This is a genomic window from Janthinobacterium agaricidamnosum NBRC 102515 = DSM 9628 (assembly GCF_000723165.1).
Lineage (GTDB): Bacteria > Pseudomonadota > Gammaproteobacteria > Burkholderiales > Burkholderiaceae_D > Janthinobacterium > Janthinobacterium agaricidamnosum.
The window spans coordinates 5,229,156-5,249,051 of the sequence record NZ_HG322949.1; the positions used below are offsets into that span (position 1 = coordinate 5,229,156).

Sequence of the window (19,896 nt, forward strand, 5' to 3'; positions counted from 1 at the left end):
TCCTAGCCGATATCATGACCAACACCGCCGACCTCTCCCCACTGGGCAAAAACGCCGCCTACCGCAGCGATTACGCGCCGGAACTGCTGTTTCCGATTCCACGCCAGGGCAAACGCGATGAATTGGCCTTGCATGGCACGCTGCCGTTTTTCGGCCTGGATATCTGGAACGCCTACGAATTATCGTGGCTGAACTTGCGCGGCAAACCGCAAGTGGCGATCGCCAGGATCAGCGCGCCGGCCGACTCGCCGAATATCATCGAATCGAAATCGTTCAAGCTGTACCTGAACTCATTCAACCAGACCCGCCTGGCCAGCCCGGACGCCTTATTGGCGTTGCTGCAGCAAGATTTGTCGAAAGGCTTTGGCGCGGCGGTGCAAATCCAGCTGACCCTGCAAGAAGATTTCGCCAAGCTGGAGATGGGCGAGCTGGACGGCGTGCTGCTGGACCGGCTCGATATCGAAGTGAACCAGTACAGACCGTCGCCGCAACTATTAAAAGCGGCGCTGGACGACGCACCGGTGCAAGAAAAGCTGGTGTCGCATTTGCTGAAATCGAATTGCCTGGTGACCGGTCAGCCGGACTGGGGCAGCGTGCAGATCGAGTATGCCGGTCCGCAAATCGACCAGGAAAGTTTATTGCGCTACCTGATCGGTTTCCGCGAACACAATGAATTCCATGAACAATGCGTGGAACGGATTTTTGTCGATATCCTGCGTCAGTGCCAACCGCAAAAGCTGGCCGTGTACGCCCGTTATACACGCCGCGGCGGACTCGATATCAATCCATGGCGCAGTAACTTCAGCACCTCGGCGCCGCCATCGAATCTGCGTTGCGCGCGCCAATAAGCGGCCGCCATGGTGGCTGGCCGGGTTTTCCGTGAGTTATAAACAACGAACCCGGCAGTAACATGCTGGCAAGAAAAGCGCTGAAAAATCGGAAAATACAGCTTGCGACGGCGGAAAAGCTGGTTGCTGTCGAAATTTCAACGTGGAAATAGCGATTTCGCCAGCAAGTTATATTTTTGTTAAAATGGATTCCGTAGCCAGCATGACTGCCAGCACGTCGCAAGCAAGCGTATACTGTTGAGAATTCAGATTACACGGCATCGTAACAAGCCTATAATTCGCCTCGCAAGCCCTCTTTGTGCATTGCACCATTTCATTGAGTGTCATGACTAATCTTAGCAAAATATTATCTCTCGAAAACGTCCTGCTCGACCTGGAAGTCTCCAGCAAGAAACGCGCCTTCGAGCAAGCCGGCCTGATCTTCGAAAACAACTACGGTATCGCCCGCTCCACCGTCTCGGACAATCTGTTTGCCCGCGAACGCCTGGGCTCGACCGGACTCGGCCATGGCGTCGCCGTGCCGCACGGGCGCATCAAGGGCACCAAGACCTTGAAAGCGCCGCTGGGCGCGTTCGTGCGCCTGGCTGAACCGATCCCCTTCGAATCGCCGGACGGCAAACCGGTCAATCTGTTGTTTTTCCTGCTGATACCTGATCATGTAACGCAGCAACATCTGGAAATTTTGTCGGAAATTGCTGAAATGTTTTCCGATGACGCCTTCCGTACCGCCCTGGCGACCGATCCGGAACCGAAATCCGTACATTCGCGCATCGTCAATTGGCAACCCAGCTTGCAAACGGCGGGTTAAACTACAGGGACCATCACTCCCTGACTGAAGACTGCCCATGCTGCAAACTCCGCTGACGATACAACGCCTGTACGACGACAATCGTGAAAGTTTGCAACTGGGCTGGTTTGCCGGCTTCCCGGGCGGCGAACGGCTCATTTCGGGCGACGTCGCGTCGGCCGCCGACCAGGTCGGCCATTTGAACCTGATCCATCCGGGCCGCATCCAGGTGTTCGGCCATCAGGAAATCAATTATTACCAGCGTCTCAAGACCAATTCGCGCAGCCATGTGATCGGCGAACTGATCGCGGGCGGCCCGCCGGCGCTGATCATTGCCCAAGGCCTGGAAACGCCGCCCGATATCCTCGCCATTTGCGACGAAAAGAATATTCCGCTGTTTTCGACGCCGCTGCCGGCCGCCCAGGTGATCGACTTCCTGCGCGTCTACCTGTCGAAAAAACTGGCGCAACGCATCATCATGCATGGCGTGTTCATGGACGTGCTCGGCGTCGGCGTACTGATCACCGGCGATTCCGGCCTCGGCAAGAGCGAGCTGGGCCTGGAATTGATTTCGCGCAGCCATGGCCTGGTGGCCGACGACGCGGTCGAATTCTCGCGCATCGCGCCGAACATGATCGAAGGCCGTTGCCCGCCATTGCTGCAAAACCTGCTCGAAGTACGCGGCCTGGGCTTGCTCGACATCAAGGCGATCTTCGGCGAAACGGCGGTGCGCCGTAAAATGCGGCTGAAACTGATCGTCCACCTGGTGCGCCGCAGCGCGCTGGAAGAGGAAGTCGAACGGCTGCCGTTCCTGTTCCCGACCGAAGACGTGCTGGGCTTGCCGATCCGCAAGGTGGTGATCCCGGTGGCGGCCGGCCGCAACATCGCGGTGCTGCTGGAAGCTGCGGTACGCAACACCATCCTGCAATTGCGCGGCATCGATACGCTGCAGGAATTCATGGAACGGCAACGGCTGGCGATGAGCGGCGATTGAGCAGGCAGCTTTGTAACGACGTGTAAATTCACTGGCTTGCGAAGCAGCGCGGCGGCAGATATTGTATGATCTGTCTCCATGCATATCGTCCTTATCACCGGCATTTCCGGCTCCGGCAAATCAGTCGCACTCAATGTGCTCGAAGATGCCGGCTATTACTGCGTCGACAACCTCCCGCCGGCCCTGCTGCCCAGCCTGGTTAATACCTTGCTGGCCGAAGGCACGCAATCGATGGCGGTTGCGGTCGACGCGCGCAGCGCCGAATCGCTGGCCAGTTTGCCGCACGATGTGGCCCGCCTGAAACAGGGCGGCCACGACGTCAAGGTGATGTTTTTGACCGCCACCACCCACTCGCTGGTGGCGCGCTTTTCAGAAACCCGGCGCAGCCATCCGCTGTCGCACGAATTGCGGCCGGGCCAGAATCCGGCGTCGCGGCGCACGCTGATCGAATGCATTTCGGAAGAACGCGAACGGCTGGCGGCGATCGAGCAACTGGGTCACGTGATCGATACATCGGACTTGAGCGCCAATAAATTGCGCGCCTGGGTCAAGGACATCATCGCCATCGAGCGCGCGCCGCTGACGCTGTTTTTCGAATCGTTCGCCTTCAAGCTGGGCGTGCCGCTGGACGCCGACTTCGTGTTCGACGTGCGCGCGCTGCCGAATCCGTATTACGACCTGACGTTGCGCCCGCTGACCGGACGCGACGCGCCGGTGATCGCCTTCCTCGACGCCCAGCCGAGCGCGGTCGAATTGCTGGCCGACATACGCGCCTTCATCGAAAAATGGCTGCCGTCCTTTAAAACCGACAACCGCAGCTACCTGACCGTGGCGCTCGGCTGCACCGGCGGCCAGCATCGTTCGGTCTACATGGCGGAACGGCTGGCGCAGTATTTCGGCGACAATGAACGGGTGGTGTTAAGGCACCGCGAACAGCCCTGATGTTTTACAGCAGGCGCAAAAAAGGGCGCAGTCTGCGCCCTTAGTTGATCGAAGCGGGATGCCAGCTTAAACAGCGGCGGCCTCATAGGAGTCGGGCAGGTGTTTGATGGCTTCGTGGCCATGTCCTTGCAACTTGGTTTTGTATTTCATCACTTGCCGGTCGAGCTTGTCGATCAGGGTATCGATCGCGGCATACAGGTCTTGCGACAGGCTTTCGACGTACACGGTCTTGCCGCTCATGCGCAGGTTGATTTCTGCTTTTTGGCGTTTGGTTTTTTCTTTGAGGTTGTCGACGGTCAAGATCACGGCAATATCAATCACTTGATCAAAATGGCGTTTCACGCGCTCCAGCTTCGCTTGTACGTATTCACGAATGGCTGGTGTCACTTCAAGATGATGTCCGCTGATGGTGAGATTCATACACACTCCTAAAGATGATATCGGGTTCGTGCATTGCCATCGTTTCCGGCCTGCAGAGGAACCGAAATAAAACTACAAAGACGTGCTATAAAGATTTGCGCAGGCTAACTGGCGGAATTTTCAGCGCTTCCCGGTATTTGGCAACAGTGCGTCGCGCAATCACCATGCCTTGTTCCCCCAGCATGTCGGCAATCTTACTGTCGGATAAAGGATTTTTAGGGTCTTCAGCTCCTGTCAATTGCACTATCAGTGCCCGTATCGCCGTCGACGACGCTTCGCCGCCCGCTTCGGTGGCGACGTGGCTACCAAAGAAATATTTCAACTCAAACATGCCGTGCGGGGTCAGCATGTATTTCTGGGTTGTTACCCGAGAGATCGTGCTCTCGTGTAGTCCCAGTGTATCAGCTATTTCACGAAGCACAAGGGGCCGCATGGCAACCGCTCCATGCGAGAAAAAATTCTTTTGTCGTTCTACTATCGCTTGCGCGACCCGCAAAATGGTGTCGAAACGCTGGCGCATATTCTTGATCAGCCACTTGGCTTCCTGCAATTGCGCGCCCATCGCGCCCTCGCCCTTGCCCTGTTTCAGCAGGTTGGCGTACATCGCGTTGACCCGCAAACGCGGCATCACGTCGTGGTTCAGGCTGACTTGCCAGCCATTGCGCGAGCGCTTGACGACCACGTCCGGCACCACGTAATCGGACACGTCCGACGCGAACACGGCGCCCGGGTGCGGATTGCATTGGCGAATCACCGCCTGCGCTTCGCGCAAGTCTTCGTCGTCGCAAGCCAGGGCTTTCTTGAGCTTGTTGAAGTCGCGCTGCGCAAACCAGGTCAGGTGCTGTTCGACGATCTGCAAGGCCATGCGCCGCGTCACCAGCGCGATGTGCGGCAGGCGCTTGATTTGCAGCGCCAGGCATTCCGACGCATTGCGCGCGCCGACGCCCGGCGGGTCGAAGCTTTGCAGCAGCGACAGCGCGATATGCAATTCGTCGGGATCGATTTCCAGTTCGGCCGGCAGGCGCGCCAGGATTTCTTCCAGCGGCTCTTCCAGGTAGCCGTTGTCGTCGAGCGCGTCGATGATCAGCTCGACCAGCGCGCGGTCGCGCAATTCCAGCACGGTCACGCGCACCTGCTCCATCAAGTGTTCGCGCAGCGTGCAGTGGCTCGCTTCCAGCTGCGGCCGGGCATCCTCGTCGTCAGGCGCCTTGCTGCGTCCCGCTTCGCTCCAGTCGCTGTCGGTATTGTCGGCCGCGGTGCTGGTCTCGCTGGCGCCCTCGCCTTCGAAATGCTCGGCCTCGGCCGCGCCCGGCGCATCCGGCCCGGCGCCATCCTGGCCTGGCGGCTGCGGCGGCCCTTCAGACGGTGCGCTAAGCGGGCTCAGCGCACCATCGGACAGCAGCCGCAGCGAATGGTCGAGCGGATCGTCCAGGCGCTCCAGCAAGGGATTGTCGGTCAGCAACTGTTCCAGTTCCTGGTGCAATTCCAGGGTAGACAATTGCAGCAGCCGTATCGATTGCTGCAATTGCGGCGTCAGCGCCAGATGTTGCGAAGTGCGCAGTTGCAAAGATTGTTTCATCGGATTTACATTCGGAAATGTTCACCCAGATACACCCGGCGCACCGACTCATCCGCGATGATATCGTCAGGGCGGCCGGACGCCAGTACCGAACCCTGGTTGATGATGTAGGCGCGGTCGCAAATGCCCAGCGTTTCGCGCACGTTGTGGTCGGTGATCAGCACGCCGATGCTACGTTCCTTGAGGAAACGCACAATGCGCTGGATTTCAATCACGGCGATCGGATCGACGCCGGCGAACGGTTCGTCGAGCAGCACGAAGCGCGGATTGGTGGCCAGTGCGCGGGCGATTTCGACCCGCCGCCGTTCGCCGCCGGACAGCGACAAGGCCTGGTTTTCGCGCAGTTTTTCAATTTGCAGGTCGGCCAGCAAGGTATCCAGGCGCTCTTCGATTTCCGCCTTTTTCAACGCACGGCCATCGACGGTCTGGATTTCCAGCACCGCGCGGATATTGTCTTCCACCGTCAATTTGCGGAATACCGACGCTTCCTGCGGCAGGTACGACAGGCCGAGCTGGGCCCGGCGGTGGATCGGCAGGCTGGAAATATCGACGCCGCTGATGTCGATGGTGCCGGCGTCCGACGGCACCAGGCCGACGATCATATAAAACGACGTGGTCTTGCCGGCGCCGTTCGGGCCCAGCAAACCGACCACTTCGCCGCATTCGACTTGCAGCGATACATCATGCACCACCTGACGCTTGCCATAGCTTTTTTGCAAGCCACGCACGATCAGGGTGCTGCCACAGCTTTTCGCTTCCATTATTTCTTTCCTGTCGCGGCCGGGTTGGTCGGGGCGCCTGGGGTAGCCGGGGCGGCGGGTTTATTCTTCGGCTGGATCACCATGATCACGCGGTCGCCGCCGGCCTTGCTTTCGCCGGTCGGGGTGTTTTCCAGCTTGAACAATTCATTGCGGCTGTCATAAGAAATGAAAGCGCCGCTGGCGGTCTCGGTCGGCTTGACGCCTTCCAGGCGCGTCATCTTGGCCTTGGAAAACAGTTTGACGATCTCGGTCTTGCTGTCGTATTCGACCCGTTCCGCCTCGCCCTCGACCCACAGATCGCCTTCGCCATCGCGCTTCTGGCGGAAAGTCGCCAGCTTGCCCGGATCGGCCCAGAAAGTCACGAATTGATAACCCTGCGGATCTTCGGTCAGCAGCGCCCGGCCGGCCTTCATCGTCAGCGTCCCCTTGACCAGCACCACGTTGCCGGTCAGGGTGCGGGTTTGCTTGACTTCATCCGTCGAACCATGTTCGGCGGTGATGGTCGCCGGTTTTTCGGAATCGGCCTTTTCGGCACGCGCCAGACCGACGACGGCCAGCGACAAAAAGGTGATCAAAACTAATTTTTTCATCATATGCTTTCGGTGATGGTCAGGCTGTCCATCTTGCGCCTGACTCATTAATATCTTCTTATTATCGTTTCAACATCAACGCCTGACGGGCGGATAGTCGATCTTCAATTGGTGCAGGATTTCAACCTGGCTGGCCGCGTTATCGGCCTTCATGCCGACCCCGGTCAAGTGCGACGTCCCCAACACCATGTCGACCGGCAAGGCGGTTTCCATCTTGTCGGTATCTGGAAATACCGTCAGTTGCTGGGTTTTCAAGGTCAGGTTCTTGGCGGTCGGGCTGGCGTCGCGCTGGATCAGCACATTTTCAAACAATTGCACCCTGCTATTGCCCTGGTCGATACGGGCCCGTTCGGCATGGGTGTCGAGCGGCGGCTGCTGGCTGTCGCTCAGCTTGCGCACGAACGGTTTATCGATTTCCGACGCGTCGTCCAGCGGATAATGGGTCAGCCTGGTGCCGGACACGATGTAGCTGGGCTGGCCGGCCGGCGTCATGCGCACCAGGCTGAAATTGGTGACCACATAATCGGGCTCGTTGCTCGGCTTTCCCGCTTGAAAATTAAGGCCATTGCCATTTATTACTTGCAGCAGCCAAAAGCTGCCCAGGGCGAAGAAAAGTCCGCCCAGCAGGATAAAAGTGATGCGCCAGCGATGTGAGCCGTGGGGCTTACGCATAGTGTATGCTTGCCATAAAAAGTTTCATTTATATAATGACTCCTGGCGCCGCGCTAGGCCAGGAATGGCGCCATGACGCTATCGTAATTGCCTTGCGCGCGCAGCAGGAATTCGCAAATCTCGCGCACCGCGCCGTTGCCGCCGCCAGCCTGGGTAATATGATGCACCCGGCTGTGCACGTCGGGCCGCCCGCCCGGCACGCTGACGGCGAAGCCGACCCGGCTCAGGATCGGCACGTCGATCACGTCGTCGCCGATGTAGCCGCAATCCTGCTCGGTCAGGCCGGTCAGCTTCAGCAGATCGTAGAACGGCGTCAGCTTGTCGTGACCGCCCTGGTGCACATGCGTAATGCCCAGGTCGGCCGCGCGGCGCGCCGTCACCGGCGAGCGGCGCGCGCTGATGATGGCCGTCTGCACGCCGGACTCCTGCAACAGCTTGATGCCCAGGCCATCATAGACATTAAAGGTTTTCATCATTTCGCCATCCGGGCCGAAATGCAGGCTGCCGTCGGTCAATACGCCGTCGACATCGAAAATCATCAGTTTGACCTTGGCCGCGCGGGCCAGATTGTCGGCTATGCTGTCCATCAAATCACCTTCGCGCGTGTCAAATCGTGGATATGCAGTGCGCCGACCAGCTTGCCGCCGGCGTCGACCACCAGCATCTGGTTGATGCGGTATTGCTCCATCACCGCCACCGCGTCGACCGCCAGCCGGTCCGGGCCGATGCTGCGCGGGTTGAGGTGCATCACGTCGCGGATCGCCACTTGCGTGAAATCCTGGACTTTTTCGATCATGCGGCGCAAGTCGCCATCGGTGAACACGCCCAGCGGACGGCCTTCGGCGTCGATAATCGCCGTCATGCCCATGCCTTTCTGGGTAATTTCCAGCAAGGCATCGGTCAGCTTGACGTCTTCGGACACGGCCGGCACCGCGTCGCCGCTGCGCATCACGTCGCGTACATGGGTCAGCAAACGGCGGCCCAGCGCGCCGCCCGGATGGGAACGGGCAAAATCTTCTTCCTTGAAGCCGCGCAAATCGAGCAGCGCCACCGCCAGCGCGTCGCCCAGCGCCAGCGTGGCGGTGGTGCTGGCGGTCGGCGCCAGGTTCAGCGGACAAGCTTCCTTGGCCACCGATACATCCAGGTGCACATCGGCCAGCCGCGCCAGGCTCGACTCGGGATTGCCGGTCATCGAGATCAGGCTGCCGCCCATGCGTTTCACGACCGGCAAGATAGCCATCAGCTCGGCGCTTTCGCCGGAATACGAAATCGCGATGAAGGCGTCGTCGGCCGTCACCATGCCCAGGTCGCCATGCGCGGCTTCGGCCGGATGCACGAACATCGCCGGCGTGCCGGTCGACGCGAACGTCGCGGCGATCTTGCGCGCGATGTGGCCGGACTTGCCGATGCCCGACACCACCACCCTGCCTTTGCAATTTAACAACAGCGCCACCGCCTTGCCGACGCTGTCGTCCGTTTCCAGCCGCGCATGCAGCGCGACGATGGCGTCCGCCTCGATTTGCAAGGTGCTGCGCGCCAGCGCCAGCGCACGCTGGGCGACGGTTGTTGCGTCAATTGAATCAAAAGCTTTCAGCATTGTTTTTTCATGGGTTACACTCATGCCCAAAGTATAAACGAATTAGGAAAGCAAAAAACTTGCCAGTCACAACAAACAACGAATTCCATCCACCCTCCTGATCGATACCATGTTTTCATCCCTAGAACTGACCCTTCTGTTACTAGGCAGTGCCGTACTGGGCGTGGTCGCGTTCCGGATGATGCACTTGCCGCCGATGCTGGGCTACCTGGCCGTCGGCATCATTATCGGCCCGCATGCGCTGGGTCTGGCAGCCGAGAATGAAGCCAGCCACACGCTGGCGGAATTCGGCGTGGTGTTCCTGATGTTTTCCATCGGCCTGGAATTTTCCCTGCCCAAGCTGATGGCGATGCGGCGCATCGTGTTCGGCCTCGGCATGGCGCAAGTGGTCGGCACCATCGCCTCGACCATGCTGTTCGGCTGGATGATCGCCGGCCCGCTGTCGAATTATATCCATCTCGGCTGGCAAGCGTCGTTCGCCCTCGGCGGCGCGCTGGCGATGTCATCCACCGCCATCGTGTCAAAAATGCTGACAGAACGGCTGGAACTGGAAAGCGAGCACGGCCGCAAGATCATCGGCATCCTGCTGTTCCAGGACTTGGCCGTGGTGCCGCTGCTGATCCTGATCCCGTCGCTGGCGAAAAATCCCCACGATTTGCTGGAAACCCTGGCCTGGGCCAGCGGCAAGGCGGTGATCGTGCTGCTGTTGCTGCTGTTCATCGGCCAGAAGCTGGTGCGCGGCTGGTTCACCATCGTCGTCAAGCGCCGTTCGCAAGAACTGTTCATGCTGAACCTGCTGCTGATCACGCTCGGCGCGGCCTGGATCACCGAGCGCGCCGGACTGTCGCTGGCGCTCGGCGCCTTTGTCGCCGGCATGCTGATTTCGGAAACCGAATTCAAGCACCAGGTGGAAGAAGACATCAAACCGTTCCGCGACGTATTGCTCGGCCTGTTCTTCATCACGGTCGGCATGTTGCTCAACATCCGCGTGGTGCTCGACAACTGGTGGCTGGTATTGCTGCTGCTATGCGTGCCGGTGGTGCTCAAATTCGCGCTGATCGCCGGCCTGGCGCGGCTGTTCGGCTCGTCGGTCGGGATTTCGCTGCGCACCGGCCTGGCGCTGGCGCAAGCCGGCGAATTCGGCTTCGTGCTGCTGAACCTGGCCGGCGGGGTCGACTTGATGGATTCCTTCGTGGTCCAGGTGGTGCTGGCGGCGATGGTGCTGTCGATGCTGGTGGCGCCGTTCATCATTGCACAGTCGGACCAGCTGGTGCTCAAATTCTCGCGCAACGACTGGATGATGCAATCGCTGGCGCTGACCAGGATCGCCACCCGTACCATGGCGGCACAGAAACACGTGATCATCGCCGGCTTCGGCCGCAGCGGGCAAAGCCTGGCGACCCTGCTGGGCGAGGAAAAAATCGAATACCACGCGCTCGACCTGGACCCGGAACGGGTGCAGGAAGCCCATCTGGCCGGCGCCAATGTGTCGTATGGCGACGCGGCGCGGCGCGAAAGCCTGGTCGCGGCCGGTATTTACCGCGCCAGCGCCCTCGTCATCACCTATACCAGCACGCCGTCGGCGCTGCGCGTACTGCACCTGGTGCATGAACTGGCGCCGACCTTGCCGGTCATCGTGCGCAGCCACGACGACACCGACCTCGACTTGCTGAAAAACGCCGGCGCCGCCGAAGTGGTGCCGGAATTGATGGAAGGCAGCCTGATGCTCGCTTCGCATGCGCTGGTGATGCTGGGCGTGCCGTTGCGGCGCGTGGTGCACCGGGTGCAGGCGGCGCGCGAGGAACGCTATGCGTCGCTGCGCGGTTATTTCCACGGCGTCAGCGACGCCGGCGACGACGCCGACCTGATGCGCCTGCATTCGGTCACCCTGGCCGACACGGCAAAATGCATAGGCTTGCCGCTCAGCGCCATCGACGTGGCCGGCTGCGGCGCTGAAGTGACGACGATACGGCGCGGCCGCGGCCGTCTCAACGTGACGCCGGACACCATCTTCGAAACCGGCGACGTGGTGGTCTTGCGCGGCGCGGCGGATGCGGTGACGCGGGCCGAAAACCGGTTATTGAAAGCGTGAACCCGGAGCTGGGACGGCGGGCGTAAACCCTGAGCCCCGCCGCGCTATCGGAAACTGACGACCTGGTTGCGGCCCTGGTCCTTGGCTTGATACAAGGCATTATCGGCTTGCGCCACCAGTTGCCGCGCCGCCTCCTCGATCGGGCTGTCGTCCAGCGCGCCATCCAGGCTGGCGACGCCGATCGACGTGCTGACATCGATCTTCACGCCGCTCAATAAATCGAAGGGCACATCGGCGATGCTGGCGCGGATGCGCTCGGCGACATACACCGCACTGTCGAGGTCGGCATCGATCAGCAGCACGACGAATTCCTCGCCGCCAAAGCGGCCCAGCGCGTCGGAGCGGCGCAACTCATGGCGTATCCGCGCCGCCACTTCGCGCAGCACTTCATCGCCGCCCTGGTGGCCGGCGCTGTCGTTGACGCGCTTGAAATGGTCGATATCGATGTACATGCATGAGATGCAATAACTCTGGCGCCGCGCGCGGGCGATTTCTTCCAGCAGGCGGCGGTCGATATAGCGCCGGTTGTAGACGCCGGTCAGCGAATCGGTCAAGCCTATGTATTTCAGCATTTCATTACTGATCACGTTTTCCAGGCAAATCGCGATGATCGACGCCATGTGCTTGATGAAATCGGTGCCCAGGCTGGGCGTGAAGCGCGACACATCGGCGCTGGCCAGGTTCAGGCTGCCGATCAGGCGCTTGTTGCGCAGCAAGGGCACCAGCGCCACGCTGCGCAATTCCAGGCCGCCCCGGGGAACAGGTGCGCATGGCGGTGCGCATGGAACGGCCCCAGCAGCGGCTGCGGCGACGCGTCCGGCCCGCGCGCGAAGTGCAGCCCGGCTTCGTTGTGGACAAACATCAGGCTGGGAAACGCGGCAAAATCGACGCCCAGCTTTTCCATCACCAGCAAGATATCGTCTTCCTCGTCGAGCAGGCTGAGGGTCACGCCATCGAGTTCCGAAATCACCGGCAAGGTACGGAAGATGGTGCCGATCAACTCGGGGAACGTGGATGCGCTGACGATTTCCAGGTCGAACGACTGGTGCCGGCACATGATGTCGTGATTGCGTTCAGCCTGTTCCAGCAAAAACGCCATGCGTGCGCGCAAGGCTTGATTCTCGGCGACCAGGTCGGCCGGCGGCGTCATATTCGACGTCACATTTTGCGTCATATAAAACCCATATAGAACACTACCCTGTAGTACCGCGCCTGACCGCACACCGCGCAGCCATCGGCAGGTACAACCTTACGCCAACCCTACCGTAATGCAACCCCAAATTGCGGCAATCGCTTAAACAGCCGTTAAAATGCCAATTCCGCGCCGACTTCCTGGCCAACCTGAATCAATTCGTCGTCTCCTTCGGTGACGATGCAATTCATGCCGAAACAAACCGCCCCATCCAGCACGTCCTTGGTCCGGTAGCTTTGCATGATTTCCAGCGGATCCGGCCCCGGCACGCCGGTGGCTTGATCGACCGACGGCATCGGGCAACGCGAACACGGCTTCACCGGTTTCAGCACAGTATTGCCTATTTGGAAGAAGTCGGTGTAATCCTCTTCAAAAGCCGGGGTGCCGGACAACACCAGGTTAGGCCGGAAACGGTTCATCGGCAGCGCCGCGCGTCCCGCCGCCAGCAGCTTGTGATTGACATCCTCCAGCGATTCGGCGCCGGCCAGCAATACCGGATAGCCATCGGCGAACATCGCCGATGCCGCCACGCCATTAGTCCATTTGCCGCTGACCGGGCGCAATACGTCGGGATGGAAACGCACCAGCCGGCACGGCACGCCGATCGCCCTGGAAAACCAGGTGGCGGTGACGTCGTCGCAATCGTAGGCCTTGAAACGGTCATCCCATACCTGCACCTCCAGCGTCGGCGCCAGCACCGGATCGGGCAAGCCCAGTTCGATTTCCAGGCGCAGCATGCCGGGCGCGCGCAATTCCAGCGTGCTCGCCTTCAGGCGCGGCACGATCAGCGCCATGCGCGGATATTCGCGCTGGGTCAGGAATTGGCCATCGACATCGACCACCATCCACTCGCGGTCATACACTTGCTCGCTCATCAGGCCGCTACGGGTCAGTACCGCTTGCCGCAAGCTGATGCCGGCGCAGGATTTGATCGGATACAGGGTGATTTCGGAAAGAATGGGCATCGCCAGAAAGCTGCGGCTGTACGCGGCTGGAATTATATTCAAGGACGAAGTATGGCAGCAAAGCCGGGCAGCGTAAATCGGCCAGATCAAGCGGCGCTGCGGAAAAGACTCCGGAAGAAATAAAAACAGGAAGAGGAGATACCGCCCGCCGCATGCAATCCGGCGGGCGCGAAGCATTACAATTTCACCATCGAATCAATGGCTTGCAAGCTGTCAATAGGTGTAAAAAATACGCTGGATTTCTTGTGTGCTATTGGTCTTGGTCAAGGCCAGCATCAGCAAGATACGGGCTTTTTGCGGATTCAGCGTATCCGACACCACGCTATCCATTTCGTCATCGTTGGCTTCGCCATTGCGCGCCACGATGCCCTGGCCGACGCGGCTGGCGCGCACGATCTGCACGCCCTTGCCGCGCGCCTCGACCAGCGCGGCCTTCATTTGCCCGGCCACGCTGCCGTCGCCGACGCCGGCGTGGATGATGCCCTTGGCGCCCGCGGCGATCAAGGCGTCCAGCGCGACCCGGTTCATATTCGCATAACCATAAACGATATCGACTTGCGGGAGGACATCCAGTTTGCTGATATCGAATTCGCTGTCGGCAGTATGCTTGCGGGTCGACTGGCGATAGAAAAATGGCTTGCTGCCCTGGATATAACCAAGCATGCCCAATTCGGTCGACTTGAAGGTGTCGGTGGTCGAGGTATTGGTCTTGGTCACTTCGCGGGCGGCGTTGATCTGGTCGTTCAACGCCACCAGCACGCCCTTGCCGACGGCTTCCTTGCTGCCAGCCAGCAAGACCGCGTTATACAGATTGATTGGGCCATCGGCTGAAATCGCGGTCGATGGGCGCATCGCGCCGACCACCACCACCGGCTTGTTGCTTTTCACGGTCAAGTCCAGGAAATACGCGGTTTCTTCGATCGTGTCGGTACCGTGGGTGACCACCACGCCATCGACGTCAGGCGAAGCCAGCAACACATTGATGCGCTTGGCCAAGGTCAGCCAGTGTTCATTGGTCATGCTTTCGCTGGCGATCTGGAACACTTGCTCGCCTTTGACATGGGCGACCTTCTTCAATTCCGGCACCGCGGCGATCAGGCGCTCGACGCCGACCGTGGCCGAGGTGTAGCCAACCGTGGTGGTGCTGTCGGCGCCGCTGCCGGCGATGGTGCCGCCGGTGGCCAGGATCACCACATTCGGCAATTTGACCGGCGTGTCTTGCGCCAGCGCCGGTGCGCTGGCAACGAAACCGCTCATCACTACAGCAGCGGTGAACAAGTGCAACAGATGCGTACAAGAAGAAAATTTGCGTGAAAACATGGAACTCCTGTCGAGGTTGGGTCTGATCGTGCTCAAATTATAAGTCATCATATTGGAAATAAAGTACATGTTTCCTAATTGCAACATGAAAGCATTTTGCAAAAGCCAATCCTACGAGGGATAACTGCTGGTAATCGCCTGTAACAGTTGATCGTTCTTCATGACAAAGCGAAAAATTACATATGGCAGTCATGGCATTCATAAATATCGAGACCAACATGCAGATTTTTGACCATAAGCAACATCAGAAAAGGATAGATATGTTAAATCTTGAATACATATTATTTCTCTCAGGAAAATCCATTGCGAATATTTCACATATAAGAAAAATTCTTTCATTTCAATGACATATATCTTATTGGAAAGCAAATTACTTTGCCAAATAAACCTAAACTATCTGCTTCAAATGATACGCCAGCAGCATCCACCTTGTTTCGTCAACAAGCAGTGGAATATTTCAGCACCAAACAATACGGCACCGTCATCCTGGCGCGATCAGTCAGTCATGTCTTTTTAACGGCCCTGTTTCTTGGCATCGCGATTGCCATCATCGCTTTCTTTCTTTTGTTTAGCACCACCCGCAAAGCCCAGTCACAGGGTGTCCTGTTGCCGACTACTGGTGTCATTCGCATCATGTCTGGCCAGAACGGTATGATCACCGAGGCACGGGTTCGTGAAGGCCAGGCGGTACGCGCCGGCGATGTCTTGTTTGTGCTGTCAGGCGAACGCAGCAGTGCCAATGCCGGGGCGGCGCAGCAAACCGTTTCCAATTTGCTCAAAATCCGGCGTGACAGCTACGACACTGAATTGAAGCAGTCCAGCTTGCAGTCGAGCCAGCGCATGGCGGCAGCGCAACGACGTGCCAGTGATGTGCAGGGCGAAATCACGCGCATGGATAATCAGATTGTTTTGCAGCAACGTCGTATCGCGCTGGCCGAGCAGTCGTATCAGCGGTACAGCGACTTGAACGCGACGAACTATATTTCTGCCGCCCAGTTGCAAGACAAACAGGCCGAACTGTTGGACCAGCAGCAACGCCTGGCGGAGCTGCAACGGATCAAATCAACTAGCCAGCGCGACCTGGCCAGCGCCGAAGCGGATAAACGCGATTTGCAAGTGCAAGCGCAGCGGGAGACGGAAGGTTTGCAGCGTAATGTTTCCGCGCTTGAGCAAGATCTGACTGAAAACGAGGCGCGCCGCGAAATCCTGGTGCGCGCCGTACAGGACGGCATGGTGACAGCGATCACTACCGAGGTTGGCCAGACTGTGGCCGCCAACAGCGTGCTGGCGTCGGTGTTGCCGGACGGAGCGGAGTTGGAAGCGGAAATCTATGCGCCTTCGCGTTCCGCAGGTTTCATCAAGCCTGGTATGACGGTGCTGCTGCGCTACCAAGCTTACCCTTACCAAAAATTCGGCCAGTATGCGGCCCAAGTACGCGAAGTGGCCAGCACCTCGCTGCGTCCTGAAGAACTGGCCTTGCCGGGCGCCGCTTCCGCGACTGCCAGCGAACCCGTGTACCGCATCCGCCTGAAGTTGGACAAACAAACGGTACAGGCCTACGGCGCGACGCTGCCTTTGAAGTCGGGCATGCTGGTCGACGCCAGTGTCATGCTGGAGCAGCGGCGCTTGTATGAATGGGTGCTGGAGCCACTGTTCAGTATTTCGGGGCGTTTGTAAGCCACTACGCCGCCTCGATGAAAGGAGCGGCGCTCTTTCTCCTTCACACTACTTCAATTCTGCGTTTGAATGAATTTTCCTGCTTTAGCCCATTTATCGTTTTGGCGCGTCAATCGCTTGCCTGTTCTGCTGCAGACGGAAGCGGCCGAATGTGGCCTGGCGTGCCTGTGCATGGTCGCCAGTTACTGGGGCCACCAGATCGACATCACCAGCATGCGGCGGCGGTTTTCGGTGTCTTTGAAAGGCGTGACGTTGAAAGGGTTGATGGTCATGGCACAAGGCCTGGCTTTGCATACCCGGCCGCTGAAGCTGGACATGGAGCATTTGCCTGACCTGAAATTGCCGTGCATCCTGCATTGGGACTTGAACCATTTTGTGGTGTTGAAGTCGGTATCGGGCAACCATGCGGTGATCCATGATCCTGGCGTCGGTGAGCGACGCCTTGCTTTGGCCGATGTCGCCAAACACTTTACCGGCGTGGCGCTGGAGTTGACGCCGAGCGGCGAATTCAAGAAGACCGAGGAAAAACAAGTTTTCTCGCTGTTGTCGTTAATGGGCCGGGTGGTCGGTTTCAAGCGCGGCTTGCTACAACTATTGTTGCTTGGCCTTGCCTTGCAAGTCTGTGCGCTGGTGGCGCCGTTTTACATGCAATGGCTGGTCGACGAAGCCTTGTTGGCAGCCGACCGGGATTTGATTACCGTTCTCGGCTGCGGATTTCTATTGCTGGTCTTGGTACAGACGTCGATCGGTGCTGTGCGTTCCTGGATAACGACGGTGCTGGCCACTAATTTGAACCTGCAATGGCTTGGTAATGCTTTCGCTCATTTGATGAAATTGCCGTTGCCGTATTTCGAGAAACGGCATACGGGGGATATCGTCTCGCGCTTCAATTCGATCCAGACCATGCAACATAGCCTGACCACGCAATTCGTCGAAGGTACGATCGACGGCGTGCTGGTACTTGCCACCTTGGGCATGATGTTGATATATAGCCCCATGCTGGCGGGGGTGGCCTGTATCGCGGTAATCCTGTACGTCTTGCTGCGTTGGGCCATCTTCAGGGCCTTGCGCGAAGCGAGCGCCGAGCAGATTGTTCACGCCGCCAGACAGCAGACACACTTTCTGGAATCGGTACGCGGCATCCAGAGCATACGGCTGTTTGGCAACAACGAAGAACGGCGCGCCGGCTGGATGAATGCGCTGGCGGACCAGTTCAATGCCGATCTGCGTATCGCCAAGCTCTCGGTATCCTATCAGACGGCCAATACCTTGCTGTTCAGCGCCGAGCGCGTGGTTGTGATCTGGATGGCGGCGCTGGCGGTGCTGGATAACCGTTTTTCGGTGGGCATGCTGTTTGCGTTCATTAGCTATAAGGACCAGTTCAGCCAACGCATGGCCAGCTTGATCGATAAATTATTTGAGTTGCGCATGCTGCGTCTGCATGGTGAGCGAGTAGCCGACATTGTGCTGACCCAAGCCGAACAGGACAGCAACGATGTCGAAATCGATGTGGAAAGTATTTCGCCATCAATTGAAATACGCCAGCTGACGTTCCGTTATGCCGACAGTGAACCGAATGTGGTGAGCGGACTGAATCTGAGCATTCCGGCCGGCCAGTGCATCGCGGTCACCGGCCCGTCCGGTTGCGGCAAGACGACCTTGATGAAGTTATTACTGGGCTTGCTGGAGCCTACTGAAGGGGAGATCTTGATCGGCGGCGTGAAACTCGCCAATCTTGGCATGACGAACTATCGTCAATTACTGGGTACCGTGATGCAGGAAGACACTTTGTTTGCCCGATCGATTGCCGACAATATCAGTTTCTTTTCACCGTCGCCGAATCAAGAGCAGATCCAGGTCTGCGCGCACTTGGCGGCCATCCATGCCGAGATCGCCGGCATGCCGATGGGATTCAACACTCTGGTGGGCGATATCGGAAGCGGCCTGTCGGGCGGCCAGAAGCAACGTATTTTACTGGCGCGCGCCTTGTACAAAAATCCGAAATTGCTGGTATTGGATGAGGCGACCAGTCACCTGGATGTCTGGAATGAGAAAGCGGTGAATGGGGCGATTCAGAATATCCAGTTGACGCGCGTGATTGTGGCGCACCGGCCGGAAACGATCGCCATGGCGCAAAGAGTGGTGGTGCTACAGCAGGGAACCATTGTGCAGGACATCAAACAAGATTTTAGTGATATAGCTTAACCATCCTCTGCGATCGTCCTCAACCTTACGCAAAATTGCTAAAATAATTTCCAAAAAACAGAATACTTATAATATTGTCACAAATTAAGAAATTATAAGATATTCCCATTAAAAAACAAAAATTAATTCACATCAAATTAAACAATATTTTCACTATGAAAAATTGACCCAATGAAATCTTTCATCTATTATAAATTCATGACGACCAGATGTGGTGTCATAAAAGAAGTTTTCTCAAATTAATTTAATAGGAGAATATCATGAACCAAAATAAAGTATTAAAAACCGAGATGCATGAACTCAATCTTGAAGAAATCGATATTATTTCAGGAGGAGTCGAGTACTCCTGTACGGTATCGGTTTCATCAAACGGGACAAAAACCCTGACATGCACAATTAAAGGAAACATTAAATAAGTCCAATTAAAAAAAACGATCACTTTGAAAAGTGGTCGTTTTATTCAGGAGAACTATGAAAAATTTCTATTTATTTATAATATTCTCAATATTTCATCAGATATCTTTCTCCGCAGATTTTATCAGATATAATTTAAATACCATTCATATGATTGGACCTATTATTGCTGGTGACATAGATAAATTGAAGAGTATTTACACGAAAAAAACCACTTTATTACTTGTCAAAAGTGGCGGTGGTGACACTGAAGCAGGAATGTTGATAGGGCGATTTGTCAGAAATAAAAATTTAGATATAGAAATAGACAAAATTTGTGCTTCAAGTTGTGCCAACTATATATTTCCAGCAGCAAGAAAAAAAACTATTCCGAACGGAAGTATACTTGCTTTGCATGGTACAGCCTACACAACATCCCTTTCAGACAATGCAAAAATGCGGCAGCTCTTGTTAGATGCAGGCATCCCGGAAATCGGCATTGAGGCTGAAATTAATGATTTAAAGAAAGTATTTCAGCATCAAGCCACACTTGAGGTTTCATTTGCAAAAGATATGAGAATAAAAATATCCTTCTATAAAGATTTTAAGAAAATTGCAGAAAACTCAGAAAATATTTATAAAAAATTTTCAAATAAAGATGCATCACTATTTTGGTGGCCAAGTGCTGAGAGATTGCGAAAATGTTATGGAATTTATGATGTTGATGAGCAAAAACGTCCCTCAAGCATGGTCTTAAAAGGATATATCTATGCCCCCGAATTTTCGGCTCTGATCATCACTGATAAAAACCTTCCAGCCTGTTCATGAAAGATATTCAATAAAAATCGGCAACGCATCTGCT

General features: G+C 57.0%; 18 protein-coding genes and 1 pseudogene. 9 read left to right on the forward strand and 10 right to left on the reverse strand.

Translation table 11 applies throughout. From position 1 onward, the window contains the following. Positions 1-14: 14 nt before the first annotated feature. From queF to rapZ, 4 genes are all read left to right on the forward strand, one after another. Entirely contained in the window at positions 15-848 is an 834-nt protein-coding gene (gene queF, locus GJA_RS22565) for an NADPH-dependent 7-cyano-7-deazaguanine reductase QueF (protein WP_038500817.1), read from the forward strand. A gap of 325 nt (positions 849-1,173) precedes the next feature. Further along, entirely contained in the window at positions 1,174-1,656 is a 483-nt protein-coding gene (locus GJA_RS22570) for a PTS sugar transporter subunit IIA (protein WP_038496869.1), read from the forward strand. 37 nt (positions 1,657-1,693) lie between these two features. Next, positions 1,694-2,629, forward strand: a complete 936-nt coding sequence (gene hprK, locus GJA_RS22575; RefSeq protein WP_038496872.1) for an HPr(Ser) kinase/phosphatase — start codon at positions 1,694-1,696, stop codon at positions 2,627-2,629. Positions 2,630-2,707: 78 nt separating this feature from the next. Further along, positions 2,708-3,571, forward strand: a complete 864-nt coding sequence (gene rapZ / locus GJA_RS22580) for an RNase adapter RapZ (protein WP_038496875.1) — start codon at positions 2,708-2,710, stop codon at positions 3,569-3,571. A 66-nt stretch (positions 3,572-3,637) separates the two neighbouring features. On the opposite strand, the gene hpf is transcribed toward rapZ, so the two are convergent. The 7 genes from hpf to GJA_RS22615 form a co-directional block, all read right to left on the reverse strand. Further along, on the reverse strand, positions 3,638-3,991 hold the full coding sequence (gene hpf, locus GJA_RS22585; RefSeq protein ID WP_038496878.1) for a ribosome hibernation-promoting factor, HPF/YfiA family: 354 nt from the start codon (positions 3,989-3,991) through the stop codon (positions 3,638-3,640). 85 nt (positions 3,992-4,076) lie between these two features. Beyond that, positions 4,077-5,570 carry an RNA polymerase factor sigma-54 gene (locus GJA_RS22590; RefSeq protein WP_038496881.1) on the reverse strand — a complete coding sequence of 498 codons (1,494 nt, stop codon included), beginning with the start codon at positions 5,568-5,570 and terminating at the stop codon, positions 4,077-4,079. A gap of 5 nt (positions 5,571-5,575) precedes the next feature. Next, positions 5,576-6,331: an LPS export ABC transporter ATP-binding protein gene (lptB, locus tag GJA_RS22595; RefSeq protein WP_038496884.1), complete on the reverse strand. Its 756-nt coding sequence runs from the start codon at positions 6,329-6,331 to the stop codon at positions 5,576-5,578. After that, positions 6,331-6,924, reverse strand: coding sequence for a lipopolysaccharide transport periplasmic protein LptA (gene lptA / locus GJA_RS22600; protein ID WP_339325669.1), 594 nt, complete (start codon positions 6,922-6,924; stop codon positions 6,331-6,333). The genes lptB and lptA overlap by 1 nt, the downstream gene beginning before the upstream one ends. Positions 6,925-6,996: 72 nt before the next feature. After that, positions 6,997-7,509 carry an LPS export ABC transporter periplasmic protein LptC gene (gene lptC / locus GJA_RS22605; RefSeq protein ID WP_242404688.1) on the reverse strand — a complete coding sequence of 171 codons (513 nt, stop codon included), beginning with the start codon at positions 7,507-7,509 and terminating at the stop codon, positions 6,997-6,999. Between the two features lie 137 nt (positions 7,510-7,646). Then, on the reverse strand, positions 7,647-8,180 hold the full coding sequence (locus GJA_RS22610; RefSeq protein ID WP_038496890.1) for a KdsC family phosphatase: 534 nt from the start codon (positions 8,178-8,180) through the stop codon (positions 7,647-7,649). Next, entirely contained in the window at positions 8,180-9,190 is a 1,011-nt protein-coding gene (locus GJA_RS22615; RefSeq protein WP_197539810.1) for a KpsF/GutQ family sugar-phosphate isomerase, read from the reverse strand. The genes GJA_RS22610 and GJA_RS22615 overlap by 1 nt, the downstream gene beginning before the upstream one ends. A gap of 109 nt (positions 9,191-9,299) precedes the next feature. On the opposite strand from GJA_RS22615, the gene GJA_RS22620 reads away from it, so the two are divergent. Then, entirely contained in the window at positions 9,300-11,282 is a 1,983-nt protein-coding gene (locus GJA_RS22620) for a monovalent cation:proton antiporter family protein (RefSeq protein WP_038496892.1), read from the forward strand. Between the two features lie 44 nt (positions 11,283-11,326). Here GJA_RS22620 and GJA_RS22625 read toward each other — a convergent pair. The 3 genes and pseudogenes from GJA_RS22625 to GJA_RS22635 all read right to left on the reverse strand — a co-directional run bounded on the left by GJA_RS22625 (position 11,327) and on the right by GJA_RS22635 (position 14,696). Further along, positions 11,327-12,456 (reverse strand): annotated as a pseudogene (locus tag GJA_RS22625) (GGDEF domain-containing protein). A 131-nt stretch (positions 12,457-12,587) separates the two neighbouring features. Next, positions 12,588-13,439 (reverse strand): MOSC domain-containing protein, encoded by an 852-nt coding sequence (locus tag GJA_RS22630; RefSeq protein WP_038500825.1) that lies wholly within the window; start codon positions 13,437-13,439, stop codon positions 12,588-12,590. Positions 13,440-13,652: 213 nt separating this feature from the next. Further along, positions 13,653-14,696 (reverse strand): type II asparaginase, encoded by a 1,044-nt coding sequence (locus GJA_RS22635; protein WP_051781257.1) that lies wholly within the window; start codon positions 14,694-14,696, stop codon positions 13,653-13,655. Positions 14,697-15,134: 438 nt separating this feature from the next. Here GJA_RS22635 and GJA_RS22640 point away from each other — a divergent pair, with 438 nt between their 5' ends. The 4 genes from GJA_RS22640 (at position 15,135) to GJA_RS27580 (ending at position 19,862) form a co-directional block, all read left to right on the forward strand. After that, on the forward strand, positions 15,135-16,436 hold the full coding sequence (locus GJA_RS22640; protein WP_242404606.1) for an HlyD family secretion protein: 1,302 nt from the start codon (positions 15,135-15,137) through the stop codon (positions 16,434-16,436). A 69-nt stretch (positions 16,437-16,505) separates the two neighbouring features. Then, positions 16,506-18,641 carry a peptidase domain-containing ABC transporter gene (locus tag GJA_RS22645; RefSeq protein ID WP_038496901.1) on the forward strand — a complete coding sequence of 712 codons (2,136 nt, stop codon included), beginning with the start codon at positions 16,506-16,508 and terminating at the stop codon, positions 18,639-18,641. Between the two features lie 260 nt (positions 18,642-18,901). Beyond that, positions 18,902-19,057 carry a hypothetical protein gene (locus tag GJA_RS27900; RefSeq protein WP_156484141.1) on the forward strand — a complete coding sequence of 52 codons (156 nt, stop codon included), beginning with the start codon at positions 18,902-18,904 and terminating at the stop codon, positions 19,055-19,057. 55 nt (positions 19,058-19,112) lie between these two features. Further along, positions 19,113-19,862: a hypothetical protein gene (locus GJA_RS27580; RefSeq protein WP_144241623.1), complete on the forward strand. Its 750-nt coding sequence runs from the start codon at positions 19,113-19,115 to the stop codon at positions 19,860-19,862. Positions 19,863-19,896 lie beyond the last annotated feature (34 nt).